Origin of the sequence: Luteimonas sp. BLCC-B24 (genome assembly GCF_028550595.1) — a bacterium.
Classification (GTDB): domain Bacteria; phylum Pseudomonadota; class Gammaproteobacteria; order Xanthomonadales; family Xanthomonadaceae; genus Luteimonas.
The window spans coordinates 124,555-147,672 of sequence record NZ_JAQQGN010000009.1; the positions used below are offsets into that span (position 1 = coordinate 124,555).

Annotated in this window: 19 protein-coding genes; 8 read left to right on the forward strand and 11 right to left on the reverse strand. The window is 69.7% G+C overall.

Annotation, left to right across the window (positions count from 1 at the left end; translation table 11 throughout):
* Positions 1-32 precede the first annotated feature (32 nt).
* Positions 33-1,421 (forward strand): UDP-N-acetylmuramate:L-alanyl-gamma-D-glutamyl-meso-diaminopimelate ligase, encoded by a 1,389-nt coding sequence (gene mpl, locus PQS31_RS15580; protein WP_272763717.1) that lies wholly within the window; start codon positions 33-35, stop codon positions 1,419-1,421.
* A 28-nt stretch (positions 1,422-1,449) separates the two neighbouring features.
* The gene (locus tag PQS31_RS15585; RefSeq protein ID WP_272763692.1) at positions 1,450-2,037 is read left to right on the forward strand and encodes an LON peptidase substrate-binding domain-containing protein; all 588 of its coding nucleotides are present in this window, start codon (positions 1,450-1,452) and stop codon (positions 2,035-2,037) included.
* On the opposite strand, the gene PQS31_RS15590 is transcribed toward PQS31_RS15585, so the two are convergent.
* A complete protein-coding gene (locus PQS31_RS15590; protein ID WP_272763693.1) occupies positions 2,014-4,026 on the reverse strand; it encodes a bifunctional DedA family/phosphatase PAP2 family protein in 2,013 nt (670 codons plus the stop codon). The two genes, PQS31_RS15585 and PQS31_RS15590, sit on opposite strands and share 24 nt — an antisense overlap.
* Before the next feature lie 97 nt (positions 4,027-4,123).
* Between PQS31_RS15590 and PQS31_RS15595 the strand changes: the two genes are divergently transcribed.
* Positions 4,124-4,804: a serine/threonine protein kinase gene (locus tag PQS31_RS15595; RefSeq protein WP_272763695.1), complete on the forward strand. Its 681-nt coding sequence runs from the start codon at positions 4,124-4,126 to the stop codon at positions 4,802-4,804.
* Positions 4,805-4,811: 7 nt separating this feature from the next.
* Here the strand turns inward: PQS31_RS15595 and PQS31_RS15600 are convergent, their stop codons facing one another.
* Positions 4,812-5,453, reverse strand: a complete 642-nt coding sequence (locus PQS31_RS15600; RefSeq protein ID WP_272763696.1) for a hypothetical protein — start codon at positions 5,451-5,453, stop codon at positions 4,812-4,814.
* A gap of 102 nt (positions 5,454-5,555) precedes the next feature.
* Between PQS31_RS15600 and PQS31_RS15605 the strand changes: the two genes are divergently transcribed.
* A complete protein-coding gene (locus PQS31_RS15605; RefSeq protein ID WP_272763698.1) occupies positions 5,556-6,374 on the forward strand; it encodes an NAD(P)-dependent oxidoreductase in 819 nt (272 codons plus the stop codon).
* Between the two features lie 38 nt (positions 6,375-6,412).
* Here PQS31_RS15605 and rrtA read toward each other — a convergent pair whose 3' ends face one another.
* From rrtA to PQS31_RS15620, 3 genes are all read right to left on the reverse strand, one after another.
* Positions 6,413-6,895: a rhombosortase gene (rrtA, locus tag PQS31_RS15610; protein ID WP_272763699.1), complete on the reverse strand. Its 483-nt coding sequence runs from the start codon at positions 6,893-6,895 to the stop codon at positions 6,413-6,415.
* Positions 6,896-6,939: 44 nt separating this feature from the next.
* Positions 6,940-7,839: a rhombotarget lipoprotein gene (gene rhlP, locus PQS31_RS15615; protein WP_336314358.1), complete on the reverse strand. Its 900-nt coding sequence runs from the start codon at positions 7,837-7,839 to the stop codon at positions 6,940-6,942.
* Between the two features lie 88 nt (positions 7,840-7,927).
* Entirely contained in the window at positions 7,928-9,052 is a 1,125-nt protein-coding gene (locus tag PQS31_RS15620; protein WP_272763700.1) for a PLP-dependent transferase, read from the reverse strand.
* 544 nt (positions 9,053-9,596) lie between these two features.
* Between PQS31_RS15620 and PQS31_RS15625 the strand changes: the two genes are divergently transcribed.
* The 3 genes from PQS31_RS15625 to PQS31_RS15635 all read left to right on the forward strand — a co-directional run bounded on the left by PQS31_RS15625 (position 9,597) and on the right by PQS31_RS15635 (position 17,537).
* Positions 9,597-15,638: an autotransporter domain-containing protein gene (locus tag PQS31_RS15625; protein WP_272763701.1), complete on the forward strand. Its 6,042-nt coding sequence runs from the start codon at positions 9,597-9,599 to the stop codon at positions 15,636-15,638.
* 212 nt (positions 15,639-15,850) lie between these two features.
* Positions 15,851-17,089: an acetylornithine transaminase gene (locus tag PQS31_RS15630; RefSeq protein WP_272763702.1), complete on the forward strand. Its 1,239-nt coding sequence runs from the start codon at positions 15,851-15,853 to the stop codon at positions 17,087-17,089.
* On the forward strand, positions 17,070-17,537 hold the full coding sequence (locus tag PQS31_RS15635; protein WP_272763703.1) for an HIT family protein: 468 nt from the start codon (positions 17,070-17,072) through the stop codon (positions 17,535-17,537). Before PQS31_RS15630 ends, PQS31_RS15635 begins: the two co-directional genes overlap by 20 nt.
* Here the strand turns inward: PQS31_RS15635 and PQS31_RS15640 are convergent.
* From PQS31_RS15640 to thiE, 4 genes are read right to left on the reverse strand one after another with little or no spacing between them, the layout of a single operon-like run.
* Positions 17,522-18,139 carry an HAD-IA family hydrolase gene (locus tag PQS31_RS15640; protein ID WP_272763704.1) on the reverse strand — a complete coding sequence of 206 codons (618 nt, stop codon included), beginning with the start codon at positions 18,137-18,139 and terminating at the stop codon, positions 17,522-17,524. The genes PQS31_RS15635 and PQS31_RS15640 overlap by 16 nt on opposite strands.
* Entirely contained in the window at positions 18,136-18,972 is an 837-nt protein-coding gene (locus tag PQS31_RS15645; protein ID WP_272763721.1) for an ion transporter, read from the reverse strand. The genes PQS31_RS15640 and PQS31_RS15645 overlap by 4 nt, the downstream gene beginning before the upstream one ends.
* 56 nt (positions 18,973-19,028) lie before the next feature.
* Positions 19,029-20,324 (reverse strand): glutamate-1-semialdehyde 2,1-aminomutase, encoded by a 1,296-nt coding sequence (gene hemL, locus PQS31_RS15650; protein ID WP_272763705.1) that lies wholly within the window; start codon positions 20,322-20,324, stop codon positions 19,029-19,031.
* Between the two features lie 22 nt (positions 20,325-20,346).
* Entirely contained in the window at positions 20,347-20,973 is a 627-nt protein-coding gene (thiE, locus tag PQS31_RS15655; protein ID WP_272763707.1) for a thiamine phosphate synthase, read from the reverse strand.
* A gap of 74 nt (positions 20,974-21,047) precedes the next feature.
* On the opposite strand from thiE, the gene PQS31_RS15660 reads away from it, so the two are divergent.
* Positions 21,048-21,239, forward strand: coding sequence for a rubredoxin (locus tag PQS31_RS15660; RefSeq protein WP_272763708.1), 192 nt, complete (start codon positions 21,048-21,050; stop codon positions 21,237-21,239).
* Positions 21,240-21,246: 7 nt separating this feature from the next.
* Here the strand turns inward: PQS31_RS15660 and PQS31_RS15665 are convergent, their stop codons facing one another.
* Both PQS31_RS15665 and PQS31_RS15670 read right to left on the reverse strand, forming a co-directional pair.
* Positions 21,247-22,092, reverse strand: a complete 846-nt coding sequence (locus PQS31_RS15665) for a tetratricopeptide repeat protein (protein ID WP_272763709.1) — start codon at positions 22,090-22,092, stop codon at positions 21,247-21,249.
* A gap of 48 nt (positions 22,093-22,140) precedes the next feature.
* Complete coding sequence (locus PQS31_RS15670) at positions 22,141-22,587, reverse strand: DUF192 domain-containing protein (RefSeq protein WP_272763711.1); 447 nt, start codon at positions 22,585-22,587, stop codon at positions 22,141-22,143.
* Between the last annotated feature and the right edge of the window lie 531 nt (positions 22,588-23,118).

The window sequence follows — 23,118 nt, forward strand, 5'->3', positions numbered from 1 at the left end:
GGCGGACATCCTCGAACCGTCTGGAACCGCGCATCGTGAAACTGCACATCCTCGGAATCGCCGGCACCTTCATGGGCGGCGTCGCAGCGCTGGCGCGCGAACTCGGTCACGCGGTCGAGGGCAGCGACCAGGCCGTCTATCCGCCGATGTCGACCCAGCTCGAGCAGCTCGGCATCACCCTGCACAGCGGCTACGACGCCGCCCACATCGGCGACGACGTGGACCAGGTGGTGATCGGCAATGCGCTCTCGCGCGGCAATCCCGCGGTGGAAGCCGTCCTCGACAGCGGCCGCGCCTATACCTCGGGCGCCGAGTGGTTGCGCGATCACGTGCTGCCCGGCCGCGAGGTGCTGGCGGTCGCCGGGACCCACGGCAAGACCACGACGACGACGATCCTCGCCTTCCTGCTCGAGGCCGCCGGCCGCGCGCCGGGCTTCCTGATCGGCGGTGTCGCCGAGGACTTCGGCGTCTCGGCGCGTCTGGGCGGCGCGGGCCCCACGCCGCCGCCCGGAGCCCGCGTTCCGTTCGTCGTCGAAGCCGACGAGTACGACACCGCGTTCTTCGACAAGCGCAGCAAGTTCGTCCACTACCGGCCGACGGTGGCGATTCTCAACAACCTCGAATTCGACCACGCCGACATCTTTCCCGACATCGCCGCGATCGAGCGCCAGTTCCACCATCTGGTGCGCACGGTGCCCGGGCGCGGCCGTCTGATCGTCAACGGGCACGACGCGCATCTGGGCGCGGTGCTGGCGATGGGCTGCTGGACGCCGGTCGAGCGCTTCGGCTTCGACGCCGCATTCGACTGGTGCGCGGTCAAGCGCCGCGACGACGGCAGCGTGTTCGACGTTCTGCGCGCGGGTGAACCGCTGGGCACCGTCGAGTGGCCGCTGGTGGGCGATCACAACGTGCTCAACGCCCTGGCCGCGATCGCCGCGTGCGCCGCGACCGGCGTCGATGCCGCGTCGGTGTTGCCCGCGCTCGCGGGCTTCCGCAGCGTCAAGCGGCGACTCGAGGTGATCGGCAACGGCCGCGGCGTCACCGTCTACGACGATTTCGCCCACCATCCCACCGCGATCGCGACCACGCTGGCCGGGCTGCGCGCCCGGGTCGGCGCTGCCCGGATCGTCGTGGCGATGGAGCCGCGCAGCAATTCGATGCGCCTCGGCGCCCATGCCGAGGCGCTGGCGCCGTCGCTTGACCTCGCCGATGCGGTGGTGTTCCTGCATCGGCCGGAGCTGGCGTGGGATGCCGGACGCGTGGTCGCTGCAGTGCGCGGCGAGGCGCATGCGGTGGCCGATGTCGATGCGCTGCTGGACACGCTCGATGGCCTGGCCGCCGAGGGCGACCATGTGGTGTTCATGTCCAACGGCGGGTTCGACGGCGCGCCGCGGCGGTTCCTGGCGCGCCTCGACATCTGATCGCCGCAGGCCTGCGTACACTGCCTGCGTGACCGAGGGTGCCGACCATCTGCCGCTGTTTCCGCTGCGCACCGTGCTGGTGCCCGGCGCCGCGCTCGGGCTGCGGGTGTTCGAACCGCGCTATCTGGATCTCGTCCGCGAATGCGGCCGCCGCGGCACCGGGTTCGGCGTCTGCCTGATCCTCGACGGCGACGAAGTCGGTGCACCGGCCACGCCGGCCGGCTTCGGCACCGAAGCGGTGATCGAGGATTTCGACATCGGCGGCGACGGCCTGCTGGCCCTGCGCGTGCGCGGCGCACGCCGCTTCCAGGTACGGCGCACGCGGGTGCGCGACAACGGCCTGATCATGGCGGACGTGGGCTGGCGCGCCGCCGACCCGGTGGTCGACCTGCAGCCCGAGCACGCACTGCTGGGCATCGTGCTGCGCAAGATCCTCGAGCAGATCGACGGCGCCGACCAGGTGTTTCCCGAGCCGCATTTCGACGATGCGGCGTGGGTGGGCTGGCGTCTGGCCGAACTGCTGCCGCTCGAGCAGCCGCAGCGCCAGCAGCTGCTGCAGCTCGACGATCCCGACGAGCGCCTGGAAACCCTGCTACGGCTGGTCGACGAGGACTGACGGCGCGTCGGTGGTGCGCAGGCGCAGCGTGGGCACGCCCGACTGCGGATGCACCTCTTCGCGCGGCCCGAAGCTGTCGAGCACCTCGCGCAGGCCCCGGTGCACGATCTGCGCGTCCGATTGCGGCTGCCACAGGCCGAGCACGCCGAAGTGCCGGGTGTAGTGCATCGACTGGCTGGTGCCCACCCACAGCGGCTCGCCCGAATCCAGATGCACCGGCGCCGGCCACAGGCGCAGCACGTCCAGCCGGCCCTCGCCCGCGTCGCGGCGCATCAGCAGCGTTTCGGCCACGGTGTCCAGCGTGGCCGGCAGCACCGGGTGGCCGGCATCGTCGACGCCGTCGTCCAGCAGATTGAGCACGTGCATCCAGTTGGCCTGCGGCTGCACGCGCCAGCCCTGGCTCTCGAGACGCGCCTGCAGCGGCGCCAGCGGGCCGGCGATCTGCAGATCCAGCGGCCAGCGATGGGCCGGGTCGCGCTCGCGCAGCTGCCCCGGCAGGCGGGTCCACGCCTCGTCCCACCAGGCGGCCGCGTCGATCGTCACCGCCGGCGGCCGCGGCGCGAAGCGTTCCAGCAGCGGGTCCACCGCGCGCGGGGCATGCCAGAGTGCGGCGGCGGCGAAGGTGATGTAGAAGATCAGCGCCACCGGGCGCATCCAGAACGAGCGTTCGACGTGCCGCCGGTAGGCCAGGCCCAGCACCAGCAGCCAGACGATGCCCAGCAGCATGCCGCCCACGATGTCGCTGAGCCAGTGCGCGCCCAGATACAGGCGCGCGAAGCCCAGCACCGCCACGACCACGCCCGACACCAGGTAGGGCCACACCCGCGAGCGCCCCGGCAGTTCGCGCGCGATCAGTACGGCGAAGAAGCCGAACACGATCGTGCACAGGGTGATCTCGACCGCCGGAAACCCGAACCCGCCGTGCACGGTGGGCGGCTTGGGCATGTCGATCACCGCGCCGAGCAACGCGGTCAGCGCCATGCCGAACGCGATCGCCGCCAGCCAGTGCGCCGCCCCCAGCCAGCGCCGCCGCCACAGCAGCCACACCAGGGTGAGTCCCACCGCCGGCGCCAGCACCTGCACGTCGCCGATCGAGGCCAGTGCCGCCATCATCCGGTCCGCCAGCGGGTTGCGCAGTTCGTACATGAACTGGAACACGGTCTGGTCGATCAGCAGCGGCTCGCCGCGCATGATCACCGTGGCCAGCAGGCCGAAGCAGGCCCAGCCGATGGCCAGCAGGCAGACCGCGAGGATCGCGAGTGAGGCCGATTCCGGGCGCCGCGGATCCACCAGCGCCACCGCGTAGCGGCCGAGGCGCGGGTGCGCGGCGCTCCAGGCCAGCAGGCGTGCGAGCAGGCTGTTGGCGTGGGCGTTGAACCAGCGGTAGGTGTAGATGACGATCGCCCAGGCCAGGGCCAGCACCACGGCCAGTGCCCCCAGCACGATCGCCAGCCGGTCGGCGACCGCGGCCACCGCGTCGTAGGAGGCGCCCAGCAGCCAGCCCGGCGCCAGGAACAACGCGCCCCACGAGATGCAGGCCACTGCGCTGACCGGCAGGTACTGGCGCAGCGGCATGTGCGCGATGCCGGCGATCGCAGGCACGAACGGGCGGATCGCCCCGACATACCGCGCGACGAGAATGCTCTTGACCGCATTGCGCCGGAACAGCAGCTCGCCGCGTTCGAGCAGCGACGGATACCGGCGGAACGGCCACACGCCCCGCAGGCCGTGGCCCCAGCGGCGGCCCACCCAGTAGCTGAGGCCATCGCCGGCCATCGCGCCGAGTGCCGCGCAGGCGACGGCATAGGGTCCCGAAATCTCGCCCAGCCCGATCAGTACGCCGATCGCGAACAGCAGCGGCAGCGCGGGAATCAGCACGCCCAGCACGATCACCGCGTCGCAGAACGCGATCAGGAAGATCACCAGGCCGGCGGCGACCGGGTGGTCACCGACCCAGGTGACCACGTTGTTGAAGAACTCGCTGAGCATCACGCCATTATGGCAGCGCGTCCGGCGGCGGCTGCGTCCCCAGGGTCGCTGCGGCGGGCTCGCGTTAACCGCGCATCCGGTCCGTACAATGCGGCCGATGTCCCGATCCGATCCGCGCGCCGACGGCGCCACAGAACTCGAGGCGCTCAAGGCCGACAGCTTCGGGCGCATCGCGCTGATGCGCGGCGCCGACGGCGTGCGTTTCGTGCGCCGCGACCTGCGCCACGTGCCGCTGTGGCTGCGCCTGCCCGCGTGGTGGCTGGCGCGGCGCGAGGCGCGCGGGCTCGAGGCCGTCGCCGGCCTGCGCGATGTGCCGCAGCTGCTGGGCTGGGACGGCCGCCGGCTCGATCGCAGCTACATGTCCGGCGCGGCGATGTACCAGCGACCGCCGCATGGCGATCTGGTCTACTTCCGCCGCGCGCGGCGCCTGTTGCAGGCGCTGCACCGGCGCGGGGTCGCCCACAACGACCTGGCCAAGGAGGCCAACTGGCTGGTGCTCGACGACGGGCGGCCGGCGATCATCGACTTCCAGCTCGCCGTGCGCGGCGATCCGCGTTCGCGCTGGATGCGCCTGCTCGCGCGCGAGGACCTGCGCCATCTGCTCAAGCACAAGCGTATGTACTGCCGCGCGGCGCTGACGCCGGTGGAGAAACGCGTGCTCAAGCGCACCTCGTGGCTGCGCGACCTGTGGTTCCGTACCGGGAAGCCGGTCTACCGCGTGGTGACGCGGAAGCTCCTCAAGTGGGAAGACAACGAGGGCCAGGGCCCCAAGCCCTGAATGCCGCTCAGCGCAGGGCGAGCACCCGGCGCCCGGTGAAGCGGCGCGCCTCGTCGAAGTCGTAGCCCACGCGCAGCGTGCCCGCATCCGCGCAGGCCCGGCAGGTGCGCATCGGCGTGACGAACACCAGACGCACGCCGCCGCCGTCCAGCGCCTCCCGCCCGTCCGCGCGCGCGGGCGCGACCGGGAACGCGTCCGGATGGGCCTCGCGGAATGTGGCGACGTCGGCGTGGGCCGGCGCCGCACCGGCCAGCGCGTCGGCATCGACATCGATGATGCGTCCGGACGCGTCGACCAGCCATGTGCCCTGGTTGGTGTTGGCCCGGAACGGAAATTCGAGCGTCGCCACACCCACGCCCTCGACCGTCTCCCAGGCAGCGACGTGACCCGCCTCGCCGCGTTCGGCCAGCTGCGCCGCGGCCGCCAGCGCAGCCGGGCTCGCGCCGCGCGCCTGCATCGTCTCGTGCAGGCAGCGTTCGACGGGCGTCGACCCGGCTGCGCATTCGTCGACGGTTCCGGTCCACACGGCGCTCGCATCGAGCGGCACCGGCGTGGTGAACGTGCCGCTGGCTTCGGGCACGACGGCCGGCGGCGCCTGGCAGGCGGTGAGTGCGGCCAGCAGCAAGAGGACGAGCAGCGGACGGGGCATCGGCGCGTGCGTTCGTGTGGGGGACGCCCAGTATTCCGCAGTCCACTGAACGGTCGCTGCCGCCCGCCGCATAATGCCGTTCCAACTGCCCGGGAGCCCTCGATGTCGACACTGGCCGGCAAGACCCTCTTCATCACCGGCGCCTCGCGCGGCATCGGCCTGGCCATCGCCGAGCGGGCCGCGCGTGATGGTGCGAACGTCGCGATCGCCGCCAAGTCCGAGGTGGCCAATCCCAAGCTGCCCGGCACGATCCACAGCGCCGCGCGGGCCGTGGAGGCCGCCGGGGGCCGCGCGCTGGCGCTCAGGTGCGACATCCGCGAGGAGGACCAGGTGCGCGCCGCGGTCGCGGCGACGGTCGACGCCTTCGGCGGCATCGACATCCTGGTCAACAACGCCAGCGCGATCTGGCTGCGCGGCACGCTGGACACGCCGATGAAGCGCTTCGACCTGATGCAGCAGGTCAACGCGCGCGGCAGCTTCCTGTGCGCGCAGGTCTGCCTGCCGCATCTGTTGCAGGCCGCGAACCCGCACATCCTCACCCTGTGTCCGCCGCCGTCGCTCGATCCCAAATGGTGGGCGCCGCATACCGGCTACACGCTCGCCAAGATGGGCATGAGCTTCGTCACGCTCGGGCTCGCGGCCGAGTTCGGACCGCAGGGCGTCGCGGTCAATGCGCTGTGGCCGCGCACCCTGATCGGCACCGATGCGCTGAACATGATTCCCGGCGTCGAGCGCGGCAACGGCCGCAGCCCCGCGATCATGGGCGACGCCGCGCACGCGATCCTGGTGCGCGACGCCGCCGGCGTCCACGGCCGCTTCCTGATCGACGACGAGGTGCTGGCCGAGGCCGGCATTACCGACCTCGACGCCTACGCGATCGATCCGTCGCAGCCGCTGCTGCCGGACCTGTTCCTGGACTGAGCGCGGCGCATACGCGGGTGGCGGTGGGGCCTTCCGCCTCAGCGCGCCGGCGGGCGCCGCGCGCGCAGCGCACCCGGCAGTGCCAGCGCGGCGCCGACCAGCGCGCCGATCAGGTGTGCGGCGTGGATCACCGGAAACGCGGATGCATCCGCGGCCGGCGCGACCTGTTCCCAGACGAGCTTGCCGGCCAAGAGCACGGCGCCGATCGTGGCCACGCCACCGCCGCGGCGCAGCAGCAGCCACGCCGCCCACCCGTGCAACAGCCCCGACAGGCCGGCGTACCACTGCAGGTCCGGCGCGGTGAGCAGCAGAAGGGCTGCGACCAGCGGCATCATCGGCAGCGACGCGACCAGCAACGGACGCAGCTGCCGCATGCGCGCCGCGATCAGTGCCATCAGCACCAGTGCGGCCAGATTGATCGCGGCATGGCGCGCGTCGAGATGCACCCAGTGGCCGCTCCACAGCCGCCACAGCTGACCGCCGAGCACCGCATCGCGGTCCAGCACCAGGGCGTCGAACACGCGCGCTCCCACGCCGGGCGGCGACACGGCGTCGGGCCGGTCGATCAGCCCCGGCGCCGCGCCGCGAGCAGCAGTGCGAGCGCGCCGAGCAGCGCGCCCAGTTCCCACAGTCCGAGGCTGCCGCCACCACCGCGGCCGCGCCAGCTGCCGCCCGAACGCCGGTCGACCAGCTTGACCTGGCCCTCCTCGCGCACGCGGGTACTGAAGTCCGCGATCGCCACGTCGAGGTTCGCGCTCATGTCGTCCATCGCCGCCCGGAAGCCTTCGCGCCCGAGGCGCTCGCGGGTGTCGCCGACGCGGATCGCCGTCGAGCCGGCGTCGCGCTGGTCCTGGCCGGGCGCGCGCAGCAGCAGGGTGCGCGAATCGACATGGAACACCGTCGTCTCGACGAAGGTGCTGACCTGGTTGCGTGTGGCCGGCACGGTGTACGCGCCGATGATGGTCCAGTACAGGAACGATGCCGCGGTCTCGCCGGTATCGGCGACCTGGTCGTAGGACACCAGCGCGACGATGTCCAGGCCCTGGAGCCGCGCGATCTGTTCGAGGTTGTCGAAGCCGCCGCGGGGACGCAGGTAGGTGTCCGGGATGATTTCGATCCGGTCGATGAAGGGCTGGGCCTGAAGGTGTCGCGCACCTTCGCCAGCAGTTGCTGGCGATCGGCGGCGGTCAGGCCGTCGGGCTCGCGCGTCGACGGCACGAACATCAGACCCACGCGCGCCGGCAGCCGCACCTCGGGCACGCCTTCCTGCGCGGCTTCGAACTTCGTGCCCGGTGGATACAGGTAAGCCACCACGCTGCTGGAAACGCCGGCGCGATGGGTCGGGCCGTCGAAGAACGAGGCGCAGCCGGCGAGGGCTGCCATCGTGACGGCGGGGGCGACCGCGCGTGCGGTGAGAACGATCGTGTGCTTGTCCATGCGGGTCCTTGTGTCCGGGCTCGTCCAGCGACGGCCGGCGCGACTATAGCCGGGCCGGGTCGTCCTGGACCGGCATCGGCGGATCCCGTGTTCGATCGTGCGCGCGGCCGGCGGACTCAGGGCGCCAGCGCCTGTGCCAGATCGTCGAGCAGATCCTGCGCATGCTCCAGACCCACCGACAGACGCAGCAGCCCGCGCGGCGTGGCCGAGGTGGGGCCTTCGATCGATGCGCGGTGCTCGACCAGCGATTCGGTCGAGCCCAGCGAGGTCGCATTGGTGAACAGACGCAGCCGGCCGGCCACGGCCAGCGCTGCGGCTTCGCCGCCGTCGACCTCGAACGACAGCATGCCGCCGAAATCACGCATCTGCGCCGCGGCGACCGCGTGCTGCGGATGGTCCGGCAGGCCCGGGTAGTGCACGCGCGCGACACGCGGATGCGCATGCAGGGCTTCGGCGAGCTGCTTCGCATTCGCGCAATGCCAGGCCATGCGCGCCGGCAGCGTGCGCACGCCGCGCAGGATCATCCAGGCCGCGAACGGCGACGCCGTCGCGCCGGCGAGCAGGCGCAGGCCGTGGCAGTCGGCCGCGTGCGCCCCGTCCTCGCGGAACGCCAGCACGCCGCCCATCACGTCGCCATGGCCGCCCAGATATTTGGTGGCCGAATGCAGCACGATGTCGGCGCCCAGCGCCAGCGGCTGCTGCAGCACCGGCGGGGCGAAGGTGCCGTCGACCAGCAGCTGCGCGCCGGCGGCATGCGCCACGCCGGCGAGCGCGGCGATGTCGCAGACCTTGAGCAGCGGGTTGGACGGCGTCTCGGCCCACAGCAGGCCGGTCTCCGGACGCAGCGCGGCGCGCACCGCATCGGGGTCGCTGAAATCCGCCAGGCTCCAGGTCAGCCCCCAGCGCGGAAACTGCTGCGCGGCCAGGGCGCGGAACGAGAAATAGCTGTCGTCGCACAGCACGACATGGCTGCCGGCCGGCAAGGCCTGCAGCGCCGTCGCGCCCGCGGCCATGCCGGTGGGAAACAGCAACGCGCGCGCGGCGCCGTCCAGCGCGGCCAGCGCCTGCTCCGTTTCCTGCTGGGTGGGGTTGTCGTAGCGCTGGTACAGCCAGCCCTGCGGCAGCTGGCCGTCCGGCGTGTGTTCGAAGGTCGTCGCCAGCTGCAACGGCACCGAGAGTGCGCCACTGGTGGGGTCGGGCCGGCTGCCGGCGCGGGCGGCGAGGGTTTCGATGCGGGGCATGGGAGGCGGTGTACGGCGGAAGTGTGTGCTGTCGAGATACGGGTAGGCGCAATCAAGCTGCCACAACCTGGTGAATTTAGCGTAGCGAGTGCGTGCGGGTTGCAACGCCACCGCAGCCGCCCGCGCGTGCATCCCAGCGAAAATGTTTTCCCTCGGCTGTATGGGACTCAGGCGGTGGACGGCGCGATCGCAGGGGAGCTGTGCCGCTACCGGAGCTGAAGTTTGGCCGATCCCTGCCGCTATCACGTGCACGCCGTCCGCTGAGGGGCCGTGGGGTGGGCGAAGAGCCTTCACTTCGGGAATTCGGTCGGTGGGCGGTACGGGGTCTGAGGGGCGCTGGCGTTTCGACAATTGCGTTTGTACTGGCTGTGCCGGTCGCCGCAGTGGTCGGGTCGTATCGCGAGGTACGGGGGTGCCAATAAACGCGCTGGGCACGGATGACCACTCGCGGACTCGTCGTGACCGCCGAAGCCAGAGCGCCGGAGCCACGGACGAGCTGCGTCATGGCAGATCCGTGCACATAGCATCGCAACGGGGAAATCGAATGTCACAGTTAGGTATCGCGCGGTCGTCACGCCAATTGAAGTGGGGTCTCCCCCGCGTCGTCGCACTCTTCTTCCTACTGTTCGCGGTGGCCGCCTCCAGCGTGCAGGCGGCGTCGATCCCGTCACAGGTGACAATCAATTTCGACTCATCCGGCTTCATTGAAGGGGCGGACCACGGTTCCAACATATTTACGCAGGGTGACTTCACGATCACTTATAGCGCAGCGAACTGGTATCAGGATGTCGATGACGGCGACTCCGGTAGCGCAGGGTTGTTCGCGGGGATGTTTTCCGGGGCGGAGACGGTCACCATCCAGACACTGTCGGGAAGCGAGTTCGCTTTTTCCAGTTTCTATATCGGCGCGTTCGGGGGCGGTTTCACCAAGGTGGAGGGCTACCGCGACGGACTGCCTTCGCCTGTCGGGGTGCAGGTGGCGGGGAACGGCTTTGGCCAAACCAACGGGCAGTTCGTGGTGACTCTCGACCCGGCGATGCTGGGTAACGTTGACCGGGTCGTGATCACATCCAATGCAGGTGGCTTTTTCGACATCTTTGACAGCTTCGTGTTCAGTCCGGCAGTGCAGCCCGACACCACGTCGCCGAGCGTCACGAATATCGGTTCGGGGACGGCCGACGGTACCTACAAAGTCGGCGATGCCATCAGCATCCAAGTCACCTTTGACGAAGCCGTCCTCGTCACCGGAACACCACAGCTGACGCTCGAGACCGGCGCTGTAGACCGGGTCGTCAACTACGTCAGCGGCGGTGGCTCCACCGCTCTGACGTTCAACTACACCGTGCAGGCCGGCGACAATACCGTCGATCTGGATTACGTGAGCAGCAACGCCTTGGCGCTCAACGGCGGCACGATCCGTGATGTGGCAGGCAACAATGCGGTGCTCACCTTGCCCACGCCAGGCGCGGCAGGATCGTTGGGCGCCAATCGGGCCATCGTCATCGATGGAATCGCGCCCTCGGTCACCGGCGTGACTTCGAGCACCGCAGACGGGATCTACAAGATCGGCGACAGCGTCCAGATCCAGGTCAATTTCACTGAGGCGGTCGCCATTACCGGCACGCCGCAACTGGCCCTCGAAACGGGAGCTACTGACCGCATCGTCAACTACACCAGTGGCAGCGGCACCAGCACGTTGACCTTCGCTTACACAGTTCAAGCCGGGGACAGCAGCGCCGATCTGGACTATGTCGGCAGCACGGCGCTGGCACTCAACGGCGCCACCATTCGTGACGCAGCCGGGAATGCCGCGACGCTCACGCTCCCGGCCCCGGGCGCAGCGAACTCACTGGGGGGGAACAAGGCGCTGGTGGTCGATGGCGTGCCACCCTCGGTCACAAGCATCGTCCCGGCCGGCGGCTCGCTGGCCAACACCTCGGTGGCGTTCACCGTCAGCTTCAACGAGCCGGTCACCAATGTGTCCGCCGACGATTTCACCTTGACCACTACGGGTACCGTCACGGGCAGCGTTGCCGGCGTCAACGGTACCGGCGCGTCGTACACCGTGACCGTCGATGGCATCAGCGGCCAGGGCACGATCCGGGTCAACCTCAACGGCGCAACGAACATCGCCGACGCCGCGGGCAACACAGGCCCGGCTGCCTATGCGTCAGGAACGCCGTATACGGTACTGATCCAAGCCCCGCCGGGCGCACCGGGCATCGGTGCGGTGGTGGCCGGCGATGGCCAAGTGACGGTGTCCTTCACCGCCCCGGCAAGCAACGGCGGTTCGGCCATCACCGGCTATACGGTGACCTCCGCGCCCGGGGGGATCACCGCCGGTGGCGACGGCTTCACCAGCTCGCCGATCACGGTGTCCGGGCTCAGCAATGGCACCGCGTACACCTTCACGGTGACCGCAACCAATGCCATCGGCACCGGCACCGCTTCGGAGGCCAGCAGTTCGGCCACGCCCAAAGGCAGCCAAGTCATCACCTTCCCTAACCCCGGCACACAGAACTTCGGTACCACCCCGACCTTGAGCGCGACGGCGACGTCGTCGCTGGCCGTGAGTTTCTCCTCCTCGACCACGGGTGTGTGCACGACCACCCCGGGCGGCGTGCTGAGCTTTGTCAGCGCGGGCAGTTGCACCATCGATGCCGACCAAAGTGGTGACGGCACCTGGAACGCGGCCAGCACGGCGTCGCAAACCTTCACTGTCGCCGCGGTCGCGCCCGGTGCGCCGACCATCGGCACGGTCACCGCCGGCAACAACGAGGCGACCGTCGTCTTTGCCGCGCCGTCCAGCAACGGCGGCACTGCCATCACCAGCTATATGGTCACCGCCAATCCTGGCGGGTCCACCGGCATCGGTGCGGGCTCGCCGATCACGGTGGGCGGCCTGACCAACGGGGTGGCCTACACGTTCACCGTGACCGCCACCAACAGTGCCGGGACGGGCGCGGCCTCGGGCGCGTCCGGCAGCGTCATCCCGGCCTCGCCGCAGACCATCACGTTCAGCAATCCGGGTGCTCAGAACTTCGGCACTTCGCCAACGTTGATCGCGACCTCCGACTCCGGTCTGACGCCGGTGTTCACTTCGTCCACGCCGGCGGTGTGTACGATCACCACCGGTGGCGTACTGAGCTTCATCACCGCCGGCATCTGCACCATCAACGCCGATCAACCGGGTGACAGCAGTTACCTGGCCGCTGTCCAGGTCAGCCGCAGCTTCAACGTTTCCCCGGTAGCGCCCGGCGCGCCGACCGCGATCGTGGCCACGCCTGGCGATACCCAGGCCAGCATCGCCTTCGCTGCGCCGGTCAACACCGGCGGCATTGCCCTCACCGGCTACACGGTGACGGTGAGCCCTGCCGATGTGGCGCCGGTCAATGGCGCCTCCTCACCGATCGTGGTCAACGGTCTCACCAATGGCCAGCCGTACACGTTCACGGTCACCGCCGACAACAGTGCGGGGACCGGGCCGGCTTCGTCGGCGTCGAACCCGATCACGCCCGCGGCCATTCAGACCATCACGTTCAGCAATCCGGGTGCTCAGAGCTTCGGCACTTCGCCAACATTGATCGCGACCACCGACTCCGGGCTAACGCCGACGTTCAGCTCGTCTACGCCGATGGTGTGCACGATCACCACCGGAGGCGCGTTGACCTTCGTCAGCGCCGGCACCTGCACCATCAACGCGGACCAGCCGGGAGACGCCAGCTACCTGGCCGCAAGCCAGGTCTCCCGCAGTTTCACCGTTAATCCGGTGGTGCCGGGGGCGCCTCTGATCGGCACGGCCACCGTCATCGGTGCCGGTCAGGTCAGCGTGGCGTTCACCGCCCCGGACAGCAGCGGCGGGGTGGCCATCGTGTCCTACACCGCCACCGCCAGCCCGGGTGGAATCACCGCCAGCGGCAGCGGCTCGCCGATCCTCATCACCGGTTTGGCGCCCGGCACGTCCTATACGTTCAATGTGAGCGCGGCCAATGTCGCCGGCAGTGGTCCGGCGTCCGCTGCCTCCAACGCGGTGGTGCCGCTACCGACCCAGGTCATCACCTTCCCCAATCCCGGCGCGCAGGATTTCGGCACCCGTCCGGTGCTGTCGGCCAGCGCCGACTCCGGTCTGCCGGTGGACTTCAGTTCCTCCACGCCGACGATCTGCGGCGTGGACGCGGGGGGGCTGCTGGACTTCACCGGAATCGGCAGCTGCAGCATCACTGCCGAGCAGCCCGGCGACGGCAGCTATGCGGCCGCCACGCCGGTCACCCAGATCTTCGCCGTGGTGCCGGTCGCCCCGGGCCAGCCCGATATCCAGGATCTGACGCCGATGGGGTCGGGCCGAATCAGCGTTGCGTTCGCGCCGCCGTCCTTCACCGGTGGTGTGCCGATCACCGCCTATCAGGTCACCGCCACGCCGCAGGTCGTCACTGCGGCGCGCACCGCGGCCATGACCAGTGCCGCAGGTGTGGTCACTGCCACCGGCACCGGCTCGCCGATCGTGGTCGATGGCCTGACCGACGGTGTGGCCTACATCTTCACCGTGGTCGCCATCAACGAGGTGGGTCAAGGTCCGGTGGACACGGCGGTGCAGCCGGTGGTGGCTGTTCCGGAGCTGCGTGTGCACCCGGTCGATCTGGCGGTGGCCTATGGCGCCGACGCCACGGCAGTGACGCTGGACATCGTCGGCGCGGCCGATGCGGCGGTCATCGTCAATGCGCCCGAGCACGGCACCGCAGTGGCCACCGGCATCGGCATCACCTATCAGCCAAAGGCGGGCTACGCCGGCCCGGACACGTTCACCTACGCCGCGCGCGACAGCTTCCAGACCTCGGCATCCGCCACGGTCCAGGTCCAGGTCTCCGCTCCCGTCGTGGTGCTGACGACTGCCAGCCTGGCCCCGGTTTCCCTCGCCGCCCCGTACCGCCAGACGCTGGCCGCCAGCGGCGGTGTCGCGCCGTATCGCTACCGCATCAGCAGCGGCACGTTGCCGGTGGGTCTGGCGCTGGGTGAGGACGGCAGCTTGGCCGGCACCGCCACGACGGTCGGCGAGTTCGAGTTCGATGTCACCGTCACCGACAGCAGCAGCGGCACGGGTCCCTTCAGCGGGAGCCAGCGCTATGCGCTGTCGGTTGTGGCGGCAGTGCCGGTCATCAGTTGGGCGACGACGCTCAGTAAGGTGTATGGCGAGGTCGACTTCGAGCTGACGCTTCCGCAGAGCACGAGTCCCGGCGCGTTCGCCTTCAGCAGTTCCAACATCGCTGTAGCCACGGTCAATGGCCGCACGGTGACCCTGGTTGGCGAAGGCAGCACGGTGATCACCGCCAGCCAGGCGGCCACAGCCTCCTACGCCGCGGCTTCGGTGCAGTTGCAGCTGACGGTGGTTGCGCGGCCGGATCCGACCACCGATGCGCGGGTGGCAGGCAGCCTCCAGGCGCAGGCGGATGCCAGCGTGCGCTTCGCCCAGGTGCAGAGTGGCAACATCCGAGAGCGCCTGCGCCAGGTGCGCGCAGGCACCAATGCATCCAGCTTCAGCGTGGCGATGGCCTACGCGGGCAGTCGCGGCGTACCAGCCCTTTCGGTACCGCTTCACCGTGCCGGCAACAGCATGGTCTCGGTGCTGCCGAAGCTGCCCGAAGGCTGGGGCGCGTGGGCAGCCGGGACGGCGACCTTCGGCAGGGCCGGCCGCGGCAGCGGAGGATTCGACTTCAACACGGAAGGTCTGACCGTCGGAGCTGATCGCGCAATCGGCGATCACGTGTTGCTCGGCGTGGCCGGCAGCTGGGGCACACAGGACACCGATTTCGACCAGGGTCCGTCCCGCACCGATGCCGATCAGCGCTCGCTGGCCGTGTACGGCCTGTGGCGCGCGGGCGAGCACGTGTTCTTCGATGCGATGCTGGCCGGCGGGCGGCTGGACTTCGAACTGATCCGCTGGAGCGAGCTGGTCGGTGCCTCGGCACACGGCAGCCGCAGCGGCGATCAGTGGTTCGGCTCGCTGACCTTCGGCTACGAGCACCGCAGCCGAGGCGGCAGCACGCTGACCAGCTACGGCCGCTACGACGGGCACCGCGCCGAGCTGGACGCGTATCGCGAGCATGGCCTGGACGCGCTGGATCTGGCTTATGGCCGTCAGGACGTGAGTACCAGCAGCCTGGCGCTGGGTCTCGAGGGCACGCATGCGTTCAAGGGCGATCGCCTGAGTTGGCGCCCGCACTGGAGCGTGGAATACCGCACGGCGTTGGAGAACCGCAGCGACGTAGCAATGAACTATGTACAGCGTCCAAGGGCGAGCGACTACGTGCTGGCGATGCGCAGCTACAACGACGATGCGTTGTCGGTGGGCGCGGGTGTCGACCTTCAGTTCGACGGCGGCTGGATGCTGAGCCTGCTCCTGGGCCGCGAGCACGGTCGCAACGATCTGCGCAGCAACAGCGTCGGGGTGCAGGCACGCTACGGAAGCCAGAGTGCGCGCCCGCCCTCCAGGCTGGATGCCAATGGCGTGGGCGACCAGGATGGCGAAAGGCTCCGGTGTCGTGCCGCACTCGACTGCGCCAACCCGGGCGCTGACCTCGCGAGCCCGTGAGCGTGCGGAAGTGATGCCCTGGAACGGCCGGCATGTCCGGCCGTTTTTTCTTCCTGATGGAAACGCACGAGGATGTGGGGCGTACGGCCTCGTCTGCGCTCTCGTCGCGTAGGCGGCGCATCGTCACGATAGCGGCGAAGGCGGCGCGGCCCGATAATGTCTCCGCCGGGATCGCCGGCGTCCCGCACACGGGTTGCCCTGTGAAGAGCACCATGTCCGCAGCTCCCGGCACCACTGCCGATCTCATCGCCTTGGCCCAGCGCCACGTGCTGCCGGTCTATCGCCCCCGCGAACTGGTGCTCGAGCGCGGCGACGGCGCGCGCGTCTGGGACAACGAAGGTCGCGAATACGTCGATCTGTCGGCCGGCATCGCCGTCTGCGGGCTCGGCCACAACGATCCCGATCTCGTCGCCGCGCTTGTCGAGCAGGCCGGCAAGCTGTGGCACACCAGCAACGTGTTCTTCAGCGAACCGCCGCTGCGGCTGGCGGCCGAACTGGTCGAGGCCAGCGGCTTCGCCGCGCGCGCCTTCCTGTGCAATTCCGGCGCCGAGGCCAACGAGGCGGCGATCAAGCTGGTACGCAAGTGGGCCACCGCGCAGGGCCGCGGCCCGGACCGCCGCGTCATCGTGACCGCGCGCGGCAGCTTCCACGGCCGTACGCTGGCCGCGGTCACCGCGACCGCGCAGCCGAAATACCAGGCCGGCTACGAGCCGCTGCCCGGTGGCTTCCGTTACGTCGACTTCAACGACGTCGCCCAGCTCGAGGCCGCGATGGCCGACGGCGATGTCGCCGCCGTCATGCTCGAGCCCGTGCAGGGCGAGGGCGGCGTGATGCCGGCCGCCGATGGCTACCTCGCCGCCGTGCGCGCGCTGTGCGATCGCCATGACGCGCTGCTGGTGCTCGACGAGATCCAGTGCGGCATGGGCCGCACGGGCACGCTGTTCGCGCATCCCCAGGACGGCGTCGTGCCCGATATCGTCACGCTGGCCAAGGCGCTCGGCGGCGGCTTCCCGATCGGCGCGCTGCTGGCCGGCCCGAAGGTCGCCGAGGCCATGCAGTTCGGTGATCACGGCACCACCTTCGGCGGCAATCCCCTCGCCGCCGCCGTCGCGCGCGTCGCGCTGCGCAAGCTGGCATCCGAGGCCATCGCCGCCAACGTGACGCGCCAGTCGCGCGCGCTGCGCGACGGCCTCGCCGCGCTCGATGCCGAATTCGGCCTGTTCTCGGAGATCCGCGGCCGCGGCCTGATGCTCGGCGCCGTGCTGCGTCCCGAGCACGCCGGCAAGGCCGCGACCATTCTCGACCACGCCGCGCGCCACGGCCTGCTGCTGCTGCAGGCCGGCCCCGACGTGCTGCGCTTCGTGCCGGCGCTCAACATCACCGATGCCGACGTCGCCGAGGGCCTGGTGCGGCTGCGTGCGGCGATCGCCGATGCCGTCGCCGCCGGCTGAATCGTCCGCCGACGACTGCGCGTTCTGCGCGATTCTCGCGGGCACGCAGCCCGCGAGTCTCGTGCACGAGGACGCGCAGGTGATCGCCTTCATGGACCTGCGCCAGGCGGTGCCCGGGCACGTGCTCGTGGTGCCGCGCCGGCATGTCGAAACGGTGTTCGATCTCGACGAAGACACTGCCGCGCAGCTGATGCGGGTCGCGGTGCGCATCGCCCGCGCAGCCGATGCCGTCTTCGCGCCCGACGGCCTCAACCTCTGGCAGTCCAACCGCGAGGCGGGCGGCCAGGAAGTGCCGCACGTGCATCTGCATGTGCAGCCGCGCCGCGCAGGTGATGGTCTGTTGCGGATCTATCCGGCCGAGGTCCCGCCGCCGTCGGCCATCCCGGCGCTCGAGCGGATGGCGGCCGCGCTTCGCGACGTGCTGGCCGGAACTCAGGCCAGCCCGTAGCGCCGCAGGACCGTCCGCAGTGACCGCGCATCGACCACCGTGTCGGCGTGCAGGCCGGCGGCGCGTGCGCCCTGCACGTTGACGAACAGGTCGTCGACGAACAGGGTCTCCTGCGCGCGCACATCGAAATGGGTGAGGGCGTGCCCGAAGATCTCACGGTTCGGCTTGCGCACGCCCAGCACGCCGCTGCACAGGACGCGGCCGTCGAGCATCGGGAACAATGGCGCGAGGATCCGTGGCATCGCGTCGCGCATCAGCGCGCCATTGTTGGTCAGCACGCCGACCTCGATCCGCAGGACGAGCGACGCCACGCATGCGAGCACGGCGGGGTCGGCCTGCGTGCCGGCGACGCGTGCCTCGATCCACGCGGCGGCGTCGATCGTGGCGCCGAGGGCGGTGCCGAGACGCTGCAGATAGGTCGCGGTGTCGAGGACGCCGCAGTCGTAGGCGCGCTCGAGCCCCGAATCGAACATCACCTTCGACACGTGGGCCGGCGTACACGCCGCCGCATGCGCCAGATGCGCCACGCGCGCGCGGTGCGAATAACGCACCAGCACGCCGTCGAGATCGAGCAGCACCAGCCGCAGCCGGGGCGGTGTCACCCGGTCGGCTCCTCCTGCGGCAGCCCGTGTCCGCAGCGCCGGCAGTGCCAGGCTTCCTGTTCGTGATCCTGCAGGCCGCATTCGCCGCAGCGCACGTGGCGCCGCTTCGGGCGCAGGGTGCTGGCGAGTTCGGCGGTGTAGATGCCCGTGGGCACCGCGATGATGCTGTAGCCGATCAGGATCAGAATCGACGTGACGAAGCGCCCGAACGGGGTTTCCGGCGAGATGTCGCCGAAGCCCACGGTGCCCATCGTCACCACCGCCCAGTACATGCCGGTCGGAATGCTGGTGAACCCGTGCTCCGGGCCTTCGACCACGTACATCAGCGCGCCGAAGATCACGACGATCGTGATCAACGCGCAGACGAACACCGAGATCTTGCGCCGGCTGCGCGCCATCGCGGTGATCAGCACGCTGGCCTCGCTGGAGTACTGCACGAGCTTGAGCACACGGAACACGCGCAGCAGACGCAGCACGCGGATCACCAGAAGGTACTGGCTGCCCGCGAACACCAGTGAGAGGTAACTTGGCAGGATCGCCAGCAGATCGATGATGCCGAAGAAGCTCGTCGCATAGCGCAGCGGACGACGCACCGCCCACAGGCGCAGCCCGTATTCGATGGTGAAGACGATGGTGAACGCCCACTCGGCGGCGAGCAGTGCCGAGTGCCAGCGGTCCTTGAGCGCCGGCTCGCTGTCGAGCAGCACCACGATCACGCTGGCCAGGATGGCCACGATCAACGCGAGGTCGAAATTGCGCTCGGCCGGCGTCTCGTGGTGGAACAGCAAGCGGTACACCCGGTTGCGCAGGCCGTCGGGGCGCGCCGGGAGCAGGTCGCGCTCGAACGGGTTGGCGCGCTCGTCGCGTTCCGTCTCGGGCGCGGACGTGTTCACGCGGCCGCCATCGCGGCGAACGCGTCCCGTGCGGCGGCGAGCGTCGCGTCGATCACGGCGGCGTCGTGCGCCGCGGACATGAAGCCGGCCTCGAATGCCGACGGCGCGAGATAGACGCCGCGTTCGCGCATCGCGTGGAAGAAGCGGTTGAACGTGGCCGTGTCGCAGGCGACGGCCTGGGCATAGGTGTCCACGTAGGCCTGGTCGGTGAAGAACAGGCCGAACATGCCACCGACGCGCGTGGTGGTGAACGCCACCCCGGCGTCGCGCGCCGCGGCTTCGAGGCCGTCGCACAGCGCGTTCGTGCTCGCCTCCAGGGCGTCGTGGAAACCGGGCGCCGAGACCAGATCGAGCATCGCCAGGCCTGCGGCCATCGCCACCGGATTGCCGCTCAGCGTGCCGGCCTGGTAGATCGGCCCGGCCGGCGCGATCCGCTCCATCAGATCGCGGCGTCCACCGTAGGCGCCCACCGGCATGCCGCCGCCGATGATCTTGCCGAAGGTGCTGATGTCAGGCGTCACGCCGTATCGCGCCTGCGCGCCGCCCAGGGCGACGCGGAAGCCGGTCATCACCTCGTCGAAGATCAGCAGCGCGCCGTGCCGCGTGCACAGGTCGCGCAGATGCTGCAGGTAGCCGTCGCGCGGCGGAAGACAGTTGGCGTTGCCGACCACCGGCTCGATGATCAGCCCGGCGATGTCGGCGCCGGCCGTTTCGAACAGGGCGGTTGCGGCCTCGAAGTCGTTGTAAGGCAGGGTCAGGGTGAGATCGGCGAGCGCGCTGGGCACGCCGGGCGACGTCGGCACGCCGAGGGTCAGCGCGCCGCTGCCGGCCTTGACCAGGAACGAATCGCCGTGCCCGTGATAGCAGCCTTCGAACTTGACGATGCAGGGCCGGCCGGTGGCGCCGCGCGCCAGGCGGATCGCCGACAAGGTGGCCTCGGTGCCGGAGTTGACCATGCGCACCATCTCGCACGAGGGGATCAACGTGGTCAGCCGCTCGGCCATCGTCACCTCGGCCTCGCACGGCGCGCCGAACGACAGGCCGTCGCCGAGGGCACGCTTGACCGCCTGTCGCACATCGGGATGGTTGTGGCCGACGATCATCGGGCCCCACGAGCCGACGTAGTCGATGTAACGATTGCCGTCGATGTCGAACAGGTAGGGGCCGTCCGCGCGCTGGACGAAGAACGGTTCGCCGCCCACCGACTTGAACGCGCGCACGGGCGAATTGACGCCGCCGGGCAGCAGGTGGCGGGCGCGTTCGAACAGGGCGTGCGAGCGGGATGTGTCCATCGGAATTCCTGAAGTCGGGGGATTACAGATCGAAGGCGGCGCGGTAGGCGCGCGCGGCGGCGGCAGGGTGACGTGCATCGAAGACGCCGCTGATCACGGCCACCAGATCTGCACCGGCGGCTGCGAGCTGGCGGGCATTGTCCGGGGTGATCCCGCCGATCGCCACCCGCGGCACGGGCGGCAGCGTGGCCTCGCGCAACAGCGCCTTGGGCGCGAGGGGGGCGCCGGGTTTGGTCGGCGAGGGAAAGAACGCCCCGAAGGCGACATAACTCGCGCCTGCGGTGACGGCGGCCTGCGCGCAGGCGATATCGGCGTAACAGGAGGCGCCGAGAATGGCCTCCGCTCCCAGCGCCGCGCGCGCTTCGCCGAGGGCGCCGTCGTCGCGGCCGAGATGGGCACCGTCGGCGCCCGTATCGGCGGCCAACTGCCAGTCGTCGTTGACGATCAGCGGTACACCCGTTGCCCGGCACAGCGGCAACAGCGCGTGCACCTGCGCACGGCGCTGCGCGGCATCGGCGCGTTTGTTGCGGTACTGCAGCCACGTCGCATGCGGCAGCACCGGCGCGACGCGTGCCAGCAGGCGTGCGGTGTCGGGCTCGTCGGGCGTGAGCAGGTAGAGGCCGCGCGGCGCGGCGGAACGGGCATTCATCGGCGTGGGTTCCGGTGGAGGGAGCGCGATGGGACAATGCAGCATCACTTGCACGCCGCGCGGCCCATTATCCGATGAACGATTCGACGACGCAGACCGCCTACCGCACCTGGATGTGTGTCGTCTGCGGATTCATCTACGACGAGGCCGCCGGCATTCCGGACGAAGGCATCGCACCCGGCACGCGCTGGGAGGACGTGCCCGACACCTGGACCTGTCCCGATTGCGGCGTCACCAAGGACGATTTCGAGATGATGGCGCTCTGACACGGCGTCAGTGCGTGGCGCGCCCCGCGCCGCCGATACGCAGCAGCTGTGCCCGCAACTCCCCGGCGTCCTCGGCATCCGGATGGCGTGCCAGATAACGGCCGAGATCCTGCCGGGCGCCATCGAGGTGTCCCAGTGCCAGGTAACCGAGCGCCCGGTCGCGCAAGGCATCCGGCGTATCCGGCACCAGCTTCATCAGCCGATCCGCGCAGCGGACCACGCGTGCCCAGTCTTCGGCGTCGCGGTAGGCGCCGAGCAGATTCCGCAACACGCGCATCAGCATCGTTCGTGCCGATGCGGGCTGGAGCATCCGGGCCAGCGTGGCGTCGTCCGGCGTGTCGACGCCGAGGTGGGCGCCAGCCCGCGCACGCAACGCGTCGAGGTCGAGTGGCCGCCCGCTGTTGAACGGGTCCATCACCAGCATGCCGTCGTCGACCGGCAGCCGTACGAGAAAATGGCCCGGAAACGAGATGCCGTCGAGGATCACGCCGAGGCGCCGGGCCACCTCCATCTGCACCAGGGCGAGCGAAATCGGATTGCCCAGCCGCCGGTCCAGCACGTCGCTGAGGTAGCTGTTGCGTGGATCGTAGTAGTGCGCGCGGTCGCCGGTGTAGCCCAGTTCGTCGAACAGGTGGCGATTGATCGCCTGCATCTTCAGCGGCCCGTAGCCGATCGCATCGATTTCCACCTGCAGGTGCGCCACATGGCCATCGACCAGCCGGTGATAGCGGCCGGTGTCGAGCGCCGGATATTCATCGCGCGCGATCAGCAGTGCGACGTCGAACAGCGGCAGGGCCGCGTCGCCGAGTCCGGCCAGCGCAGTCCAGTCGGGCAGTTCGGGCGCGTCGCTCATGCAGGGAGCCTGCACCGGCGCGTCAGGCCGTACAAGGCGGCGCAGCGGTCAGGGCGCCGCGATCGCCGGCGAGAACACCAGCTCGGCGCCGTCTTCCAGTCCGATGCGCTGGGCCTCGCCCGCGTTGAGCTCGAGGACGTAACGGGCCGGCGCGCTGCTCGGATAGCTGGGGCACCGGTTGCCGCCCGAGCAGGGCGGTACATCGCGCTGCTGGGAGACCAGACGGCGCGCGTCGTCGAAGTAGAGGATGTCGAGCGCGATACGCGTGTTCTTCATCCAGTAGGCCAGAGGCGCCTCCTGGTCGTGAATGAACAGCATGCCGCGGTCGGCATCCATCGAGTCGCGAAACATCAGTCCGCGTGCCCGCGCCTCGTCGGTATCGGCGATCTCCACCTTGTAACGATGCCCGTCGAGCTCCACCCAGGGATCGCTGGCACACGCGGGCAGCAGCAGGGAGGCCAGCAGGGCGAGCAGCAACAGTCGGGCGAGGCGCATGACGAAGACACCAGTAGGCAGGTAGGCCGCCACCATCTGGGAGCACGCGCGGGCCGTCAACCGCGATGCGCGTGAGGTCTTTGCAAACCCGTTCGATCTATGCATAATTCGCGCCCCGCTTGACGGGCTGCACTTCGGCGCAGCGGTCTGGCGGGACGAGTTCGAAAGCACGCTTCACGCGGTGTTGACAGACTCGAAGGCCGCGGTAAGATGTGCGGCTCGTTTCAACGAAAAGGCCTTCGGGCCGAACGCTGAAGCCGGCAGAACTCTCCCCCTCACGGGGTGTTGACGAAAGCCAAAACCGCGCTAGAATGGGCGGCTCGCTTCGGAGGAAACGACGAAGCATCGGGAAGCAGGCGCTGAGGCCACTTCCGAAGATCTTTGACAGTGTGCGCAGGATACTTATGCGGACGTCTGGCTGGTGGCGTTAGTCCATTGGCAGATGTCTAAGTAAAGAACCAAGAAAGATTCAACAGCATGCAAATGCTGGCGAGTAGTTCGAGTTTCTGGAAAAGACGACTGCACTCGAAG